The organism is Jiangella alkaliphila (assembly GCF_900105925.1).
In the GTDB taxonomy this organism is placed as follows: domain Bacteria; phylum Actinomycetota; class Actinomycetes; order Jiangellales; family Jiangellaceae; genus Jiangella; species Jiangella alkaliphila.
On the sequence record NZ_LT629791.1, the window covers coordinates 5,531,406 to 5,547,339 of the forward strand.

Annotated in this window: 16 protein-coding genes and 2 pseudogenes; 9 read left to right on the forward strand and 9 right to left on the reverse strand. The window is 73.2% G+C overall.

The window, feature by feature from the left end:
- The first annotated feature begins 82 nt into the window (after positions 1-82).
- From BLV05_RS25280 to BLV05_RS25290, 3 genes are read left to right on the forward strand one after another with little or no spacing between them, the layout of a single operon-like run.
- Positions 83-769 carry an AzlC family ABC transporter permease gene (locus tag BLV05_RS25280; RefSeq protein WP_046767609.1) on the forward strand — a complete coding sequence of 229 codons (687 nt, stop codon included), beginning with the start codon at positions 83-85 and terminating at the stop codon, positions 767-769.
- Positions 766-1,077, forward strand: coding sequence for an AzlD domain-containing protein (locus BLV05_RS25285; RefSeq protein ID WP_046767608.1), 312 nt, complete (start codon positions 766-768; stop codon positions 1,075-1,077). The genes BLV05_RS25280 and BLV05_RS25285 overlap by 4 nt, the downstream gene beginning before the upstream one ends.
- A 9-nt stretch (positions 1,078-1,086) precedes the next feature.
- Positions 1,087-1,392 (forward strand): NIPSNAP family protein, encoded by a 306-nt coding sequence (locus tag BLV05_RS25290; protein ID WP_046767607.1) that lies wholly within the window; start codon positions 1,087-1,089, stop codon positions 1,390-1,392.
- A gap of 8 nt (positions 1,393-1,400) precedes the next feature.
- Here the strand turns inward: BLV05_RS25290 and ggt are convergent, their stop codons facing one another.
- The 4 genes from ggt to BLV05_RS25310 all read right to left on the reverse strand — a co-directional run bounded on the left by ggt (position 1,401) and on the right by BLV05_RS25310 (position 5,790).
- Positions 1,401-3,221 (reverse strand): gamma-glutamyltransferase, encoded by a 1,821-nt coding sequence (ggt, locus tag BLV05_RS25295; protein WP_082155046.1) that lies wholly within the window; start codon positions 3,219-3,221, stop codon positions 1,401-1,403.
- A gap of 155 nt (positions 3,222-3,376) precedes the next feature.
- Positions 3,377-3,823, reverse strand: coding sequence for a hypothetical protein (locus tag BLV05_RS25300; protein ID WP_231948607.1), 447 nt, complete (start codon positions 3,821-3,823; stop codon positions 3,377-3,379).
- Positions 3,820-4,560, reverse strand: coding sequence for a 4-hydroxy-tetrahydrodipicolinate reductase (gene dapB / locus BLV05_RS25305; RefSeq protein WP_046767605.1), 741 nt, complete (start codon positions 4,558-4,560; stop codon positions 3,820-3,822). The genes BLV05_RS25300 and dapB overlap by 4 nt, the downstream gene beginning before the upstream one ends.
- 63 nt (positions 4,561-4,623) lie before the next feature.
- Positions 4,624-5,790, reverse strand: a complete 1,167-nt coding sequence (locus BLV05_RS25310; protein WP_046767604.1) for a hypothetical protein — start codon at positions 5,788-5,790, stop codon at positions 4,624-4,626.
- A gap of 251 nt (positions 5,791-6,041) precedes the next feature.
- On the opposite strand from BLV05_RS25310, the gene BLV05_RS25315 reads away from it, so the two are divergent.
- Complete coding sequence (locus BLV05_RS25315) at positions 6,042-6,887, forward strand: hypothetical protein (RefSeq protein WP_083421378.1); 846 nt, start codon at positions 6,042-6,044, stop codon at positions 6,885-6,887.
- On the opposite strand, the gene BLV05_RS25320 is transcribed toward BLV05_RS25315, so the two are convergent.
- Positions 6,884-8,254 carry an MFS transporter gene (locus tag BLV05_RS25320; protein WP_082155045.1) on the reverse strand — a complete coding sequence of 457 codons (1,371 nt, stop codon included), beginning with the start codon at positions 8,252-8,254 and terminating at the stop codon, positions 6,884-6,886. The two genes, BLV05_RS25315 and BLV05_RS25320, sit on opposite strands and share 4 nt — an antisense overlap.
- Here BLV05_RS25320 and BLV05_RS25325 point away from each other — a divergent pair.
- From BLV05_RS25325 to BLV05_RS25335, 3 genes are all read left to right on the forward strand, one after another.
- Entirely contained in the window at positions 8,246-9,205 is a 960-nt protein-coding gene (locus BLV05_RS25325; protein ID WP_046767602.1) for a GlxA family transcriptional regulator, read from the forward strand. The genes BLV05_RS25320 and BLV05_RS25325 overlap by 9 nt on opposite strands.
- Before the next feature lie 13 nt (positions 9,206-9,218).
- Positions 9,219-9,680, forward strand: a complete 462-nt coding sequence (locus BLV05_RS25330) for a tRNA (cytidine(34)-2'-O)-methyltransferase (protein ID WP_046767601.1) — start codon at positions 9,219-9,221, stop codon at positions 9,678-9,680.
- Positions 9,681-9,747: 67 nt separating this feature from the next.
- A complete protein-coding gene (locus BLV05_RS25335; protein ID WP_052762255.1) occupies positions 9,748-11,229 on the forward strand; it encodes a pyridoxal phosphate-dependent decarboxylase family protein in 1,482 nt (493 codons plus the stop codon).
- Here BLV05_RS25335 and BLV05_RS36680 read toward each other — a convergent pair.
- The gene (locus BLV05_RS36680; RefSeq protein WP_160312721.1) at positions 11,226-11,738 is read right to left on the reverse strand and encodes a GNAT family N-acetyltransferase; all 513 of its coding nucleotides are present in this window, start codon (positions 11,736-11,738) and stop codon (positions 11,226-11,228) included. The two genes, BLV05_RS25335 and BLV05_RS36680, sit on opposite strands and share 4 nt — an antisense overlap.
- Positions 11,738-11,848, reverse strand: a pseudogene (locus BLV05_RS38710) (undecaprenyl diphosphate synthase family protein); the annotation flags it as partial. The pseudogene BLV05_RS38710 and the gene BLV05_RS36680, both read right to left, overlap by 1 nt.
- Before the next feature lie 312 nt (positions 11,849-12,160).
- Between BLV05_RS38710 and BLV05_RS38260 the strand changes: the two are divergent.
- Both BLV05_RS38260 and BLV05_RS38265 read left to right on the forward strand, forming a co-directional pair.
- Positions 12,161-12,829 (forward strand): annotated as a pseudogene (locus BLV05_RS38260) (DUF222 domain-containing protein); the annotation flags it as partial.
- A gap of 242 nt (positions 12,830-13,071) precedes the next feature.
- Positions 13,072-13,785: an HNH endonuclease signature motif containing protein gene (locus BLV05_RS38265; protein ID WP_269149054.1), complete on the forward strand. Its 714-nt coding sequence runs from the start codon at positions 13,072-13,074 to the stop codon at positions 13,783-13,785.
- Positions 13,786-13,835: 50 nt separating this feature from the next.
- On the opposite strand, the gene uppS is transcribed toward BLV05_RS38265, so the two are convergent.
- Both uppS and BLV05_RS25355 read right to left on the reverse strand, forming a co-directional pair.
- Positions 13,836-14,609 carry a polyprenyl diphosphate synthase gene (gene uppS / locus BLV05_RS25350; protein ID WP_046767599.1) on the reverse strand — a complete coding sequence of 258 codons (774 nt, stop codon included), beginning with the start codon at positions 14,607-14,609 and terminating at the stop codon, positions 13,836-13,838.
- Entirely contained in the window at positions 14,609-15,931 is a 1,323-nt protein-coding gene (locus BLV05_RS25355; protein WP_046767598.1) for a M16 family metallopeptidase, read from the reverse strand. Before BLV05_RS25355 ends, uppS begins: the two co-directional genes overlap by 1 nt.
- Between the last annotated feature and the right edge of the window lie 3 nt (positions 15,932-15,934).

Sequence of the window (15,934 nt, forward strand, 5' to 3'; positions counted from 1 at the left end):
CCACGAGGGAAAGGGGACCAGCGGTATCGCGATGCGGAACCGGGCTCATCACTGTCGGCCCGGGTCAGTACTGTCTGGCCCCATGAGTGACGATTCGCGGCCCGCGATCCGGCGCGACGCCGCCGCCATCGCCGCCTACGCCGCCGCGTTCGGCGCCTCCTTCGGCGCCGTCTCGGTCGCGTCCGGGCTCAGCGTGTGGCAGACGATGGTGCTGAGCCTGGTGATGTTCAGCGGCGCGTCGCAGTTCGCGCTGATCGGCGTCATCGGCGGCGGCGGGGCCGGGCTGGCGGCCGTCCCGACGGCGCTGCTGCTCGGCGTGCGCAACGCGTTCTACGGCGTCCCGCTCACCCGGATCCTCGGCCGCCACGACCTGTCCGGCCCGCGCCGGCTGGCCACGGCGCACCTGGTCATCGACGAGACGACGGCCATGGCGGTCGGCCGGGACGAACGGTCGGCGCAGCGGTACGCGTTCTGGATCACCGGCGCGCTGCTGCTCGTCCTGTGGAACGCGGGGACGCTGGCCGGCGCGCTGGGCGGGTCGGCGATCGGCGATCCGGCGACGCTGGGGCTCGACGCGATGATCCCGGCGGCGTTCCTGGCGTTGCTGTGGCCCCGGCTGCGGACGGTGGAGGGGCGGGTGGTGGCGGCGGGCGGTGCGTTGGTGGCGACGGCGCTGATCCCGCTGGTGCCGGCCGGGGTCCCGGTGCTCGCCGCCGCGCCGATCGCCGTCGTCGCCGGTCTGCTGCCGCGACGGGAGGCGTCGCGATGACCGGCATCTGGGCGGCCGTCATCATCGCCTCCGTCGGCTGCTACCTGCTCAAGCTGGCCGGCGTCTCACTGCCCGCGTCGGTCCTCGAGCGCGACGACGTGCAGCGGGTGGCCACGCTGCTGCCGGTGGCCATGCTGGCCGGTCTGGTCGCCGTCGAGCTGTTCGACGACGCGGGCTCGCTCGGGCTGGACCTCCGGCTGCTCGCCGGGGTCGCCGCCGGTGTGGTCGCGCTGCTGCTGCGGCAGTCGTTCCTCGTGGTGATCATCGTCGCCGCCGTGACGACGGCGGCGTTGCGCGCGCTGACGTAGCCTGCCCGCGTGATCACCTGCGTCGTCACCTACACCGTCGATCCCCGCAAGATCGCCGACTTCGAGCGGTTCGCCCAGCGATGGATGTCGCTGGTGAACGAGCACGGCGGGACCCACCACGGTTACTTCCTCCCGTCCGAGGGCGCCAGCGACCAGGCCCTCGCGCTGTTCAGCTTCCCCAGCCTGGCCGCCTACGAGGAGTACCGCGCGCTGTTCGGCGTGCACCCGGACTTCGTCGCCGCCGACGCCATCCGCGACGAGTCCGGCTGCGTGCTCCGTTACGAGCGGACGTTCATGCGCCCGCTCCTCCCCTAGCGCCTCCCCTAACGCCGCGGACGGAGCACCGCCGCGCTGCCGCCGCCGCGGCGGACCGGCTCCGCGACCGCCTGCAGCCGGTGCCGTCCCAGGAACTCGATGCCGGTGGCCGCGCCGATCTCGGGGGTCGGGGCAAGCGTGTGCCCGTACTGGCTCTCCAGGATCACGCCGAGCGGGCCGCCGTCGATGGCGGGCTCGGCCGACGTGTTGACGGCGTTCGGCTGGAAGAGCCTCGGCGCGGCGAGCGCCTCGGGCAGGTCCATGCCGAGGTCGATGCGGTTGACCAGGGTCTGCAGCACCGTGCCGATGATCGTCGCGCCGCCGGGGCTGCCGACCGCGAGCAGCGGGTCACCGTCACCGTCGAGAACGATGGTCGGCGCCATCGACGAGCGCGGCCGCTTGTCCGGGCCGGGCAGGTTCGGGTCGGGCGCGTTGCCCTGCGTCGGGGCGAAGTTGAAGTCGGTGAGCTCGTTGTTGAGCAGGAAGCCGCGGCCCGGGACGGTGATGCCGCTGCCGCCGGTCTGCTCGATCGTGAGTGTGTACGCGACGACGTTGCCCCAGCGGTCGGCCGTGGTCAGGTGCGTGGTGGAGCCCTCGTCGGCGACGGCGGCCGGGTCGGGCGCGGTGGCGCACTCGCCGCTGTAGTCGCCGTCCGGGACACCCGGCGCGACCGGCTTCGGCGCGGCGGCGTCCGGGTCCAGCAGGCAGGCGCGCTCGTCGGCGAACCCCTGCGACAGCAGCTCCGCCAGCGGCACGTCGATGACGTCGGGGTCGCCGACATAGCGGTTGCGGTCGGCAAAGGCGAGCGCCGTTGCCTCCATGTAGTGGTGCAGCGCCTGGGCCTCGTCCATGGCGCCGAGGTCGAAGTTCTCGAGGATGTTCAGCGCCTCGCCGACGGTCGAGCCGCCCGACGACGGCGGCGGCATGCCGTACACCTGCAGGCCGCGGTACTCGACGACGGTCGGGTCGCGCTCGATGACCTCGTAGCCGGCCAGGTCGCCCGTCGTCAGGTCGCCGGGCCGCACGTTCCGCGTCGCACCGTCGCGGACCGGCGGGTCCTGAACGGTGGCCGCGATCTCGTCCGCGATCGGGCCCTCGTAGAAGACGTCGATGCCGCGCCGGGCGATCTGCCGGTAGGTGTCGGCGAGGTCGGGGTTCGGCAGGACGGTGCCGACGGCGGGCGGCCCGCCGCCGGGCAGGTACAGCTCGGCCGTGGCCGGGAAGTCGGCGAAGATCGCGGCGTTGGCGGCGACCTGCGACCGGAACGTCTCGTCGACCACGAACCCGTCCTCGGCCAGCTCGATGGCCGGGCGCAGGTTGCGGGCGAGGCCGAAGCGGCCCCAGCGGTCCAGCGCCTCGGCCCACGTGGCCAGCGTGCCTGGCGTCCCGACCGACAAACCGCTCACCCTGGCGTCGGCGAACGCGAGCGGCGCGCCCGTCGCGGGGTCGATGAACCGCTGCTCGGTGGCCGTCGCCGGCGCGCTCTCGCGTCCGTCGAGCGTGCTGACCTCGCCGGTCTTCGCGTCGTAGTGGACGAAGAACCCGCCGCCGCCGATGCCCGCCGAGAACGGCTCGCTGACGCCCAGCGCCGCTGCCGCCGCCACCGCCGCGTCGACCGCCGTCCCGCCCCGGCGCAGCACCTGCAACCCGGCCGCCGTCGCATCGGCGTCGACGGTCGCGACCGCGCCGCCGTAGCCGGTCGCGGTGGGTTGCTTGGGCGGCGGCTTCGAGGAATGCCCTCGCTCGAACGACGCGGACTGCTCGGTCTCGGCCTGGTTTCGCTCGGCCGCATGCGCCGGCGCCAGGAGTCCGACTCCCGCCACGGCCATTGCCCCGGCCAGAACCACGGCCGCTGTCCGCCTGCTCCGCTGCACACCCATGCTCGGCTCCCTCGGCTCACCCCCGTCCGGCACTACCCTGCCGGGTTTCGGCCACCCTGAGAAGGGGGTCGTCACCACTGGTCGCTAGTCGGTCACAACGACCGTCAGCCGTGCAGGGCGACCGCTCGCCGGGCGGCCTCGCGGGCCCGGGACCGGTCGCCGGCGTCGTCGTAGGCGAGGGCGAGCCGGAACCAGACCCGCCAGTTCTCCGAGTCCGCCTCGGCCTCGGCGCGACGCCGCTCGAACAGCTCGTCGGCGGCCGCACGCTCGGCCCGCCCGCTGGGCCGGCGTGGCAGGTCGTCGACCGGCAGGCCGCCCTCGTCCTCGAGCTCGCGCGCCAGCGTCTGCATGCGCAACCCGAACCGCACCGACCGCCACAGCACCCACGCGCCGACCGCCGCGATCACCACGACCGCCACGCCGATGCCCACGCCGGCCACCGTCCCGGACCCCATCAGCAGCACGCCGCGCCACAGCACCAGCACCAGCAGTGCGCCGACGAGGACCGCCATGCCGGCCGCCCAGATGCGGTCGCGCCGTTCGCCCCTCACAGGTCGAGGATCTCCTCGAGCCCGACCGTCAGCCCGGGCCGGTCGACCACACCGCGCACACCGGCCAGCACACCCGGCATGAACGATGCACGGTCGTACGAGTCGTGCCGGATCGTCAGCGTCTCGCCGGGCGAACCGAACAGGACCTCCTCGTGCGCGACCAGGCCACGCAGCCGGACCGCGTGCACCGGCACGCCGTCGACCCGAGCTCCCCGAGCGCCGTCGAGGGCGCTCGCCGTCGCATCGGGCGCCGGCGAGACGTCCGCGGCACGGCGGGCCTCGGCGATCACCTCGGCGGTGTGGATCGCCGTCCCGCTGGGCGCGTCGACCTTGTCCGGGTGATGCAGCTCGATCACCTCGACCGACTCGTAGAACCGGGCCGCCTGTGCGGCGAACCGCATCGTCAGGACCGCACCGATGGCGAAGTTGGGCGCGATGAGCACACCGACCTTCGGGTGCACGGCCAGCGCCGCGCGGACCTGGCCCAGCGACTCGTCGGTCCAGCCGGTGGTGCCGACGACGGCATGCACGCCCTGCTCGACGCAGTGCAGCACGTTGGCGAGCGTGGCGCCCGGCACGGTGAACTCCACCGCGACATCGGCGCCGCCGAGGTCGCCGAGGTCGTCGCCCACGTCGAACCGTCCGGCGAGCTCGAGACCGTCGGCGCGCTCGACCGCCTCGGCCACCTGCTGCCCCATGCGACCGGCCGCGCCGATCACCGCCACGCGTAGCGTCATGGGCACAGTCTCCCCTACGCCATGGATCATCTCCTTCCCTGGTCGGCCATGTCGTCCGGCCCGTCAGGTGGCCGGTTCCGGCGTCGTCGGCTCGGCGGCGGCGAGCGACAGGAAGCGCTCGCGGTCGAGTCCGTTGCTGGCCGCCGCCAGTGCACGCCAGACCTCCGCATACGACGGGCCCACGAGTCGACGCCGCACCTCGGCCTCGACCGGCGGATCAGCGAGAGCGTCCGCGGCGTGGAAGGCGTAGTCCGGCGTCGAGCCGGGATCGACCCCGTACATCGCCACGAGGGACTGCACCGTGGCGAACTGCTCGGCCGCGAGCCGGTCCAGACCCTGGTCCATCAGCAGCCGCACGCCCGCGGCCGGCTCGTCGGCGTAGTCAGGTGGCGCCTCGAGGAACCTGAACTCCGACCGGAGCGCCTCGCCGAGCACGGTGCAGCGCTGCACCAGGTGGTGCGAATCGGCATCGGGCAGCTCCGCCAGGAGCGCCGCCGCGGCGGCGTCGACCACAACAGGTTGCCCGGCGAACACCGCACCGGGCGCGCCCGGGACCTCGAGGACGCGTCCGTAGAGCAGTGCGCCGGGCGGTCGTCCCACGGCCTCGCCGAGGTGCCGGACCACCTGCCGCTCACCGGTGAGGTGATCGCGGAGGCGGAGCTCGATGCCGGCGACGTCGCCCACCTCGTACACGCGGGCCGAGGTGCTCGCCCACCGCCGGCCGCCTCCGCCGCGGCTGTCGAGCAATGGCGCGACGCGGACCAGGAACAGCTCGAGCATGAGCTCGTCGAACAGGAGCACGTCGGCGGCCGCCCGGGCGACGACGATGTGTTCCGCCGCCACCTGCCAGGGATGGTCGCCGGAGTCGGGTGCCAGGGGGATGCCCGCTCCGGCGCAGATCTCGCGTTCGACCTTGGCGGCGAGCGGGCTCGGGATGACGCCGACCCATCGCTGCCCGGCCGCGACGGCGAACCTTGCCCACTGCCACTCCTCGGCGCGCTCGCCCAGCGTCACCAGTTCGGCCACCTGTTTCGCCCAGGTGCTGCCGAACCGATGCGGCGTTCTTCGCAGGCAGTCGAGGGCGTGGTCGAGATCACCGTTCTGTTCGGCGACCATGGCCTCGAGAACGAGCTCGCGGTGGCGGGTCGTGAAGGTGAGCTGGTCGCTGCCGCCGCCACGGCGCGCGGCTCGCCGCTTGGCGCGGCGCTTGTGTGTGCGTGTCTTGGTCATGGCTTCGACATTGCCGTTGATCGCCGGGCCGGTTCAACGGCGATCCGCCGGAATGTGGACAACTCCGCGAAGTCGTCGAGGCTGTGGACGGCTGCGGCGAGCTGACGGCCGGCTGGCGGCCCGCTCGCGGCCGGGCAAGCGGTCACACCACTCGGGCAACCGCTCTGATCTGCGTACACGGCGTTCGGGCAAGTTTCCGGGCAAGTGCCGTTCGCGACCGTGGAGGCGTCCCACCCCGGAGGGAGCCACCCGTGTCCGCAGCCATCGCACGCCCGGCAACCGATGCCGACCGACGCACCGGCCCGAGCCGCTCCGTCGACCCCAGCAGCCGGCAGGGGCCGGCCCGGCGGCGGGACGACAGCTTGATCGGGCAACTGAACGCCGAGTGGATCCGGCTGTGCGCCGATCCGGCGTCGGAAGCGGTCGTCGCCGGGTGGCGGCTGGCGGAGGTGCGGTCGCTGGCCGAGGTCGAGAGGGCGGTCCGGACGGACGCCGACGGCGTGCTGCTGGCGTTGCTGCGGCTCGGCCATGACGGCGACTCGCTGGCGCTGCGGTCGGTGTTCCAGCTCATGCTCGGCAAGGCGGTCCGCATCGCCGCGACGCACGCGGGCCGCGACTCGCGGGCGTGCCTGGAGCAGGCCGCCGTGACGGCGCTGTGGACGGTCGTCGCGGGCTATCCGGTCGAGCGACGGCCGGTGAAGGTCGCCGCGAACATCGCCATGGACACGCTCCGGCTGACCGTCACCGAGCTCGCCCACCAGCGGCACGAGACCCCGTCCAGCCCCGAGCAGCTGCACGCGGCCACGAGCGACGGCGAGCCGTCCGAGCCGTCCGACTCAGCCGGTGCCGGCGACCCGCCGGACCTGGAGCTGTTCGAGCTGCTCGCCTGGGCGGTCGGCAACGGCACGGTCAGCCGCGAGGATGCCGCGCTGCTGGTCGACATCTACGCGCCCGCTCCCGGCCACGAGGGCGGCCGGGCGGCGGCCGACCGGCGCGGCATCAGCTGGGCGGCCGCACGCCAACGCGCCAGCCGAGCCACTCGGCGCATCGCCGAGGCCGTACGCGCCGACGACGTCTGGCAGGCCCCGACGGTCTAGCGGACCCCCGGCGGCCGCCGGGTGCCGCGACGGATGGCGAGGGACATCGCGGCGGCCATGGCACAGAGCGCGCCGGCGGCGATCCAGGCCATGTCGTAGCTGCCGTACGCGTCCCGCGTCAGGCCGGCGCCGAACGCGACCAGGGCGGCGCCGATCTGGTGCGACGCCAGGACCCAGCCGAAGACGATCGGGCCGGACGCGCCGAAGTGCTCACGGCACAGGGCGATCGTCGGCGGGACGGTGGCGACCCAGTCGAGGCCGTAGAAGACGATGAAGAACAGCATCGGCGGATGCACCTCGCCGGCCAGCAGCAGCGGCAGCACCATCAACGACACCCCGCGCAGCGCGTAGTAGACGCCCAGCAGCAGTCGCGGATCGAACCGGTCGGTGAGCCAGCCGGACGCGATCGTGCCCACGAGGTCGAAGATCCCGATCACGGCGAGCAGGCCGGCCGCCGTCGTGACGGGCATGCCATGGTCGTGGGCGGCCGGGACGAAGTGGGTGCCGACGAGCCCGTTGGTCGACGCGCCGCAGATGGCGAAGGTGCCGGCCAGCAGCCAGAACGCCTTCGTCCGCGCGGCCGACGTCAGCGCGGTGATGGCCCGCCGCCCGGCACCCGTCGCAACGGGACGCGGCTCCAACGGCGCCGCCGGATCGGCACCGTACGGACGCAGCCCGACGTCCTCGGGACGGTCCCGGAGGAGGAACCAGACCAGCGGCACCGCCGCCAGCGCCACCCCAGCAACGAGCAGTGAAGCGGGCCGCCAGCCGTGGTCGGAGACGAGAACGGCCAGCAGCGGCAGGAAGACCAGCTGCCCGGTCGCCGTCCCGGCGGTGAGGATGCCGGACACCAGACCCCGCCGCGCCACGAACCACCGGTCGGTAACGGTGGCCACGAACGCCAGCGCCATCGAGCCGGTCCCCAGACCGACCAGCAGCCCCCAGCACAGCACCAGCTGCCAGCTCGCCGTCATGAACACCGTCAGCCCGCTCCCGACGGCGACCAGGGTCAACGCGGCGGCGACGACCCGGCGCATGCCGAAGCGCTCCATCAGCGCGGCCGCGAACGGCGACGTCAGCCCGTACAGCATGATGTTGACGGAGATCGCGAACGAGATGGTGCCGTGCGACCAGCCGAACTCGTCGCGGAACGGGTCGATCATCACGCTCGGCGTGGCCCGGAATCCCGCCGCCCCGACCAGCGCGACGAACGCGACGACCGCCACCCACCAGGCGCGGTGGATGCGAGGAATCTGCCGACGAGGCGCCGAGACGGTCTGCGTCACGACGACGATCCTGCGGCATCGCGACCCTGGGCCACCAGTGGCCGGACAGCCACACTGTGAAAGAATCCGGCCATGACCCATCGCGTCGTCGTGCTGGCCCGGCACGGCGTGATCCCGTTCGAGCTGTCCATCCCGGCGCGCATCTTCGGCGCGGCCCGGACGGCGGACGGCAGACAGCTCTACGACGTGCGCACCTGCGGCCTCGCCGCGGGCACCGTCCGCACCGACGCCGACTTCGACGTCGTCGTGCCGCACGGCCCCGAGGCGCTGACCGGCGCCGACACCGTCGTCATCCCGGCGTCGTACGAAACCACCAGCGTCTCCCGCGACGGCAGGCTCCCGGCCGAACTGGCCGCGGCCTTCGAGCGCATCGAACAGAAGACGAGGCTCGTCTCGATCTGCACCGGCGCGTTCGCGCTGGCCGCCGCCGGCCGGCTCGACGGCCGGCCGGCGACGACGCACTGGCGCAGCACCGGCCGCTTCGCGGAGCTGTTCCCGCAGGTCAAGCTCGACCCCGACGTGCTGTTCGTCGACGACGGCGACATCCTGACCTCCGCGGGGGTCGCCGCCGGCATCGACCTGTGCCTGCACATCGTCCGCCGCGACTTCGGCACCGCCGTCGCCAACCGCGCCGCCCGCCGCTGCCTCGTCCCGCCGTGGCGCGACGGCGGCCAGGCCCAGTACGTCGACCAGCCGGTCCCCGAGGCGGCCGCGCCCACGACCGCCGGCGCACGCACCTGGGCGCTCGCGCGCCTCGACCAGCCGCTCACCCTCGACGACCTCGCGTCGCAGCAGGCGATGAGCGTCCGCACGTTCACCCGCCGGTTCCGCCAGGAGAACGGCGTCAGCCCCGGCCAGTGGCTGATCCAGCAGCGCGTCGACCGCGCCCGCCACCTGCTGGAGGACAGCGACCTCACCGTCGACGAGGTGGCCCGCCGCTGCGGCTTCGGCACGACGGCGTCGATGCGCCAGCACCTGCGCGCCAGCCTCGGCGTGTCGCCGTCCGGCTACCGCCGCACCTTCCGGTCGTGAGATCGTACCTTGAGTGTTTCATGTCGTCTTCTACGAGCCGCGCATCCCGCCGAACACGGGCAACGCGATCCGCATGGTCGCGGCCACCGGGGCGCACCTGCACCTGGTCCGCCCGCTCGGCTTCGACCTCGACGACGCGAAGCTGCGCCGCGCCGGCCTCGACTACCACGACCTCGCGAACGTGACGGTGCACGACGACCTCGCCGCGGCCTGGGCGGCACTGGAGCCTGCCAACGTCTACGCCTTCGCCACCACCGGCACGACCCGGCACAGCGACGTCGAGTACCGTCCCGGCGACGTGCTGCTGTTCGGCCCGGAGCCGACCGGCCTGCCGCCCGAGGTGCTCGACGACCCGCGCGTCACCGGCCGCGTCCGCATCCCGATGCTGGCCGGACGGCGCTCGCTCAACCTGTCCAACTCCGCCGCGGTCGCCGTCTACGAGGCGTGGCGGCAGCACGACTACGCCGGCGTCTGACGTCACGGCCCGTCAGGCGTCTGACGTCACCCGGCCCGTCACACGCACGCGGGAGTACGGTCGGGCCATGCAGCGACCCGAGCCCCTCCCCGACCTGGACTGGACGCCCGACCGCGCCGCCGAGTTCGGCCGCATCGCGCTGGACCTGTGGACGGAGTACCTGCGGCGGCTGCCCGGTCTCCCGGTCATGCACCCGCGCACGCCGGCCGAGACCCGGGCGGCCGTCCTCGACGGGCGCGACGTGCCCGACAAGCCGATGCCCGACGACGAGCTGCTCGCGCACCTGCGCACCGTCGTGTTCGAGCACGGCGCGCAGACCGGCCACGGCGGCTTCATGGCGTTCATCAGCGGCGCCGGCACCGTGCCGGGCGCGCCCGCCGCGCTGCTGGCCGCCGGCATCAACCAGAACCTCGGCGGCTGGCCGCTCGGCCCGGCCGCCACCGAGATCGAGAACCACGTGCTTGCCTGGTTCGCGGCCCGGCTCGGGCTGCCGCCCGAGTCGTCCGGCGCGTTCGTCACCGGCGGCGCCACCGCGAACCTCATGGCGCTCACGGTCGCCCGCGACGCGCTGGCCGGCTGGGACGTGCGGCGTGACGGTGTCGCCGGCGGGCCACGGCTGGCCGTGTACGCCTCCGACGACGTGCACGAGACGGTGGACCGCGCCGCCGACCTGCTCGGACTCGGCACCGCCGCGGTCCGCCGCATCGCCACGGACGACCGGTTCCGGCTCCGCCCGGACGCCGTCGAGGCGGCCATCGAGCGCGACCTCGCCGACGGCGTCAAGCCGCTCGTCGTCGTCGGCACGGCCGGGACGACCGAGCTGGGCGCGATCGACCCGCTCGACGAGCTGGCCGACGTCGCGGAACGGCACGGCTGCTGGTTCCACGTCGACGCCGCGTACGGCGGGCCGGCCGCGATGGTCGACGAGCTGCGGCCGGCGTTCGCCGGCATCGAGCGGGCCGACTCCCTCACCTGCGACCCGCACAAGTGGATGAACATGCCGATCTCGGCCAGCGTGGTCCTGTTCCGCGACCCGGCCCGGCACGTCGCCGCGTTCACGCTGCAGCCCGACTACGCCAAGCTCGACGCCACCGCCCAGAGCGACATGATGCTGCGCTACCAGTGGACCCCGCAGTTCACCCGGCCGTTCGACGCGCTGCCGGTCTGGGTGTCGCTGCTCGCGCAGGGCTGGGACGCAGCGGCCCGGCGCATCCGGCACGACGTCGAGCTGGCCGCCTGGCTGCACCACCTGGTCGGCGAGCACGACGAACTGGAGGCGCTGGCCGACCCGGAACTGTCGATCGTCTGCTTCCGCTACGTCCCGCCGGGGACGCACGACGACGCCTACCTCGACGACCTCAACGAGCGCATCCTGTACGCCGTCCAGCGGGCCGGCCTGGTGTACCCCTCGAACGCCGTCGTCGCGGGCCGGTACGCGATCCGGGCCTGCCTGATCAGCTACCGCACCGAGGCCGAGCACGTCGAGACGCTGGCCGGCGAGGTGGTCGCGCACGGCCGGCGGCTGCACGCGGAGGCCAGCCGCGCTTAGCTCGGGTCGCGCTCGAACCGGTCGACGTCGACGTGGAGCAGCGTGAAGGCGTGACCATTGTCCGGAGCCCGCTGGAGTTCCTCGGTCCAGGTGTCGCCGACGACCTCGGTCGCCACCTGCCGCCAGAACCGCGCCGCCGGAGCGTTCTGCTCCATGAAGGCGATGACCCAGCGTCCCCGACGTGACCGCAGCAGCTCGGTGGCAGCCGCCAAGCCGACACCATGACGCCGCAGGGCACGAACGACGAAGAAGGCGTGGATGAAGCTCGCCCCGTCGTCGAAGGGCCGGACCAGGCAGAAGCCCGCCAGCCGGCCGTCGGAGTGGATCAGGAAGGCGTGGTGGTCGGCGTCGGTGAAGAACCGCGACAGCCGAGGGAAGTCGAACAGGCCGTCCGGCCCCGGCTGGTCGCCCGTGAACTGCGACAGGTAATGCCGTTCCAGCTGGCCCAGCCGCTCGACCACCGGACGCATGCTGGTGTCAGCCAGCCGCAGCGTGATGCCGCCGGCCACTACCGAGGACCGCCCGAGCCGGCGTACGTCCGCAGCGCGCGCAGGAAGTCGACCTGGCGGAAACCGGGCCAGTAAGCGTCGCAGAAGTACAGCTCGGCCTGGGTGGACTGCAGGCATGCGATCTCCCGAGGCGAGCGTCCCGCCTCACGCAGCTCACGAACCCGCTCCATCTGATCTCCGTCGGTCATGCTCAGCTGCTCCTCCCGGCCCGACCCGGCGTCGACGCTACATCGCCGCCGAATCAGATGTGCAGCATCCACGCACGCCTCCGCCGAGGCTCGTTCGTCGTGGCGACCCTGTCGGTGGGTGCCGATATCATCGTTCACATGTTCGAGTCGGAGCTTTCCGCAGTAAGCAGTCATCCGGTGGCTGCGGCGCTCAACGCTGCGGAGTCGCTCATCTCGAACATCGAGGATGTGCCCATGTGGAGCCTGGGGCCGGACGAGTTGGCGGGGTTGGTGGTGGGCCAGGAAGCCCTCACCGCGCGCGTGGCAGCGCTGGGACTGAGGCTGGTTCGCGAGGCCGACCGCCGCGAGCTCGGCTCGTCGGTCGGTGCGACATCGACGGCCGACTGGCTGCGCGATCGGCTACGGCTCGACCATGGCGTGGCGAAGGGACGGGTCGAGCTGGCCGCGCTGCTGGACGTGGACGCCCAGCTACTCGGCGCCGCCGGCATGGTGCACGCCGCCGGCCGCGAGCTGGCCGGAGCTGGTCGCAGTGCCGGCTACCCGGATCCGGCGGCTGACGGAGCCGATCGGGCCGATTCCCACGGCGTTGTCGTCGCTGAGGCGACGGCCGCCGCCACCGCGGCCGGGGTCAGGGTCGACGACCGCGCCCGCAGTGGTCTGGGCATTCCCGTGGCTGCTCTGGCGGAGTTGACGCAGGCCGCCCACCGGTACCTGCCGTGCACGGCCTGGGCGCTGCGGGCCGGCACCATCTCAGTGGAGCACGCACAGGTCATCCGGCGCGCGCTGAAGCGGTTGCCGGCCGCGATCGACTCCCTCACCTGGGCCGAGTCCGAGGCGTTCCTTGCCGTACAGGCCACCCGCCACGACCCCCGCAACCTCGCCCGCCTCGGCTCCCATCTGGCGACGGCCGTCACCGGCGCACACGAGCTGTCCCGCCAGCACGAGCGGGAGGCAGCAAGCCCGCAGCCGGCAAGTGACGAACCCACTGCGCCGGGCGCCGGTGAGCGCCTCGACAACGATCGGCCCGAGGAGCGGGCCGAGGCCACCACGATGTTCGGGTTCGTCGAGAACGGCGACGGTACCGTCCGGGCCACGGGTGCTTCTCCGCCGAAGCGGCCGACCTCATCACCACGGCGCTGGCTCCGCTGGCCGCGCCCAACCCTGCCGCCGACGGCACGCCGGATCCGCGCGGACACGCCACCCGGATGGGTGACGCGCTCATCGAGCTGTGCCGTCGAGGCCTGGACCACGGCGACCTGCTGCCCGGCGCGCGTGGCGCCCGGCCGCACATCACCGTCATCGCCTCGCTGCCGACCCTGCGCCGCCAGCCCGGCTGCCCCAAGGCGGTGTCCATGTGGGGTACGCCGATCACTCCCGAGGCCCTGCGCCGGCTGGCCTGCGACGCCGGCGTCTCCCGAGTGCTCACCGACCCTGCCGGGGTGCCGCTCGACGTGGGCCGGCAGTACCGAACCGTGACACCCGCACAATGGGTCGCGCTCGTGGCCCGCGACAAGGGCTGCGCGTTTCCCGGCTGCTCCCGGCCAGCGGCCTGGACCCAGGCACACCACGTCAAGCACTGGGCCGACGGCGGCGCCACCGACCTGAACAACCTCGTACTGCTCTGCGGACACCACCATCGCAGCGTCCACCATCGCGGCTGGACCGTCCGTGTCGGCGCTGACGGCCAGCCCGAATTCCTCCCGCCACCATGGATCGACCCCGGCCGACAACCTCGACGCAACACCTACCATCGCGTCGTCGACGCCGTCGGCACCGATCCGCTGAGCCTCACCGTGCCATCGGCGCTGCGCCGTGCCGGCCCGCCCCGACATCCACCCGACCACGTCCAGGCAGCCTGAGACCCTCGACCGCCACGACCGCGGGCGCGAAACCTCGCGGGGACAGCTGCTCAGCGTGGCAGGTGCTCGGCGTCACCGCTGCGGCGGGCGTACGTCCGCAACGCGCGCAGGAAGTCGACCTGGCGGAAGCCGGGCCAGTAGGCGTCGCAGAAGTACAGCTCGGCCTGGGTGGACTGCCACAGCAGGAAGCCGGACAGCCGCTGCTCGCCGCTGGTGCGGATGACGAGGTCGGGGTCGGGCAGACCGGGGGTGTAAAGGTTGCGGGCGATGTCGTCCGGGGTGAGCCGCTCGGGGTCGCCGCCGTCCTCGAGGTAGGCGCGGACGGCGTCGACGATCTCCTGACGGCCGTCGTAGCCGATCGCGACCGTCAGCTCCAGCCCGGCCGACCGCCCGGCGGTCTCCGAGATCGCCAACTTCAGCGCGTCGCGCGTGCTGTCGGGCAGCAGGTCGAGCCGGCCGGCGACGTGCAGGCGCCAGCGGTGCGCCGGGTCGGACAGCCGGACGGAGACGACCTCCTCGATCATGCGCATGAGGTGGCCGACCTCGTCGGCGTCGCGCTTGCGCAGGTTGTCGGCCGACGCCACGTACACCGTCACGTGCCCGATGCCGATGCCCGCGCACCAGCCGAGCAGGTCGTCGACGTGCTCAGCGCCGAAGCGGTGCCCGATCGACGGGTCGGCGTAGCCGGCCTGCCGGGCCCAGCGGCGGTTGCCGTCCATGACGACGGCGACGTGCCGCGGCAGCCGGCCCGGCGCCGAGGAGAGTGCGGCCGACAGCCGCCGCACGTACCACCGATACAGCAGTGCGCGCGGCGACGGTGCCATCAGCCCAGCACGGCCTCGAACCGGCCGGCCGACTCGAACGGCCCGACGACCGCCAGCGTCGGCGCCGCCGGCAGCAGCGCCCGGGCGAGGTCGGTGACCTGGTCGATCGAGACGGCGTCGACCCGGGCGATCAGCTGGTCGACGCTGGGCAGCTCGTCGTAGACCAGCTCTGCCTTGGCCAGTCGGCTCATCCGCGCGCTGGTGTCCTCGAGTCCGAGCACCAGCCCGCCGCGTGCCTGGCCCTTGCCGCGCGCGAGCTCCTCGGCCGTGATGCCGCCGGTGACGACCTCGGCCAGCACGGCGCGGCACAGCTCCAGCACCTGGTCGACCTTCTTCGGCTGGCAGCCGACGTAGACGCCGAGCAGCCCGGCCGCCGCGTGCTGCGACGCGTACGAATAGACCGAGTAGGCCAGCCCGCGCCGCTCGCGCACCTCTTGGAACAGCCGCGACGACATGCCGCCGCCGAGCGCCGCGTTCAGCACGCCCAGCGCGAACCGGCGCTCGTCGTTGCGGGCCAGCCCGGGGACGGCCAGCACGACGTTGGCCTGCTCGGTCGGCCGGTGCAGCAGCGTGACGCCGCCCTGGCCGGACGCCGGCGCGACACCGCCGATGCGGGCGGGCGCGGGATCGTCGTCACTGTCGAGGAGGCCGGCCGCGCCGAACGCCTTCTCGACCAGCGCGACGACGTCGTCGTGACGCACGTTGCCGGCCACCGAGACGACCATGTTCCGGGCCAGGTAGTGCTGCCGGTAGTAGTCGTTGACGGTGTCGCGGGCCATGCCGGTGATGCTCTCGACCGTGCCGAGGATCGACCGGCCGAGCGGGCTGTCGCCCCACATGTGCCCGGCCAGCAGGTCGTGCACGGCGTCGGACGGGTCGTCGTCGCGCATGGCGATCTCTTCGAGGACGACCTCACGCTCGCTCTCGACGTCGGCCGGCGCGATCAGCGACGACGTGACCATGTCGGCCACGACGTCGACCGCGAGCGGCAGGTCGGTGTCGAGCACCCGCGCGTAGTAGCAGGTGAACTCCTTGGCGGTGAACGCGTTGATCTCACCGCCGACGGACTCGATGGCCGCGGAGATGTCCAGGGCCGTGCGCTTCGGCGTCCCCTTGAACAGCAGGTGCTCGAGGTAGTGCGTGGCGCCGGCCTCGGTCGGGCGTTCGTCGACCGAGCCGACGCCTACCCAGATGCCGAAGGCGACCGACCGGACCGTCGGCACGGCCTCGGTGACAATACGCAGTCCGCCGGGGAGGACGGTGCGGCGGACCAGCCCGCCCTCGTCCTCCCCCAGCAGCGTCAGCGTCGACGGGGTTGTCACTCG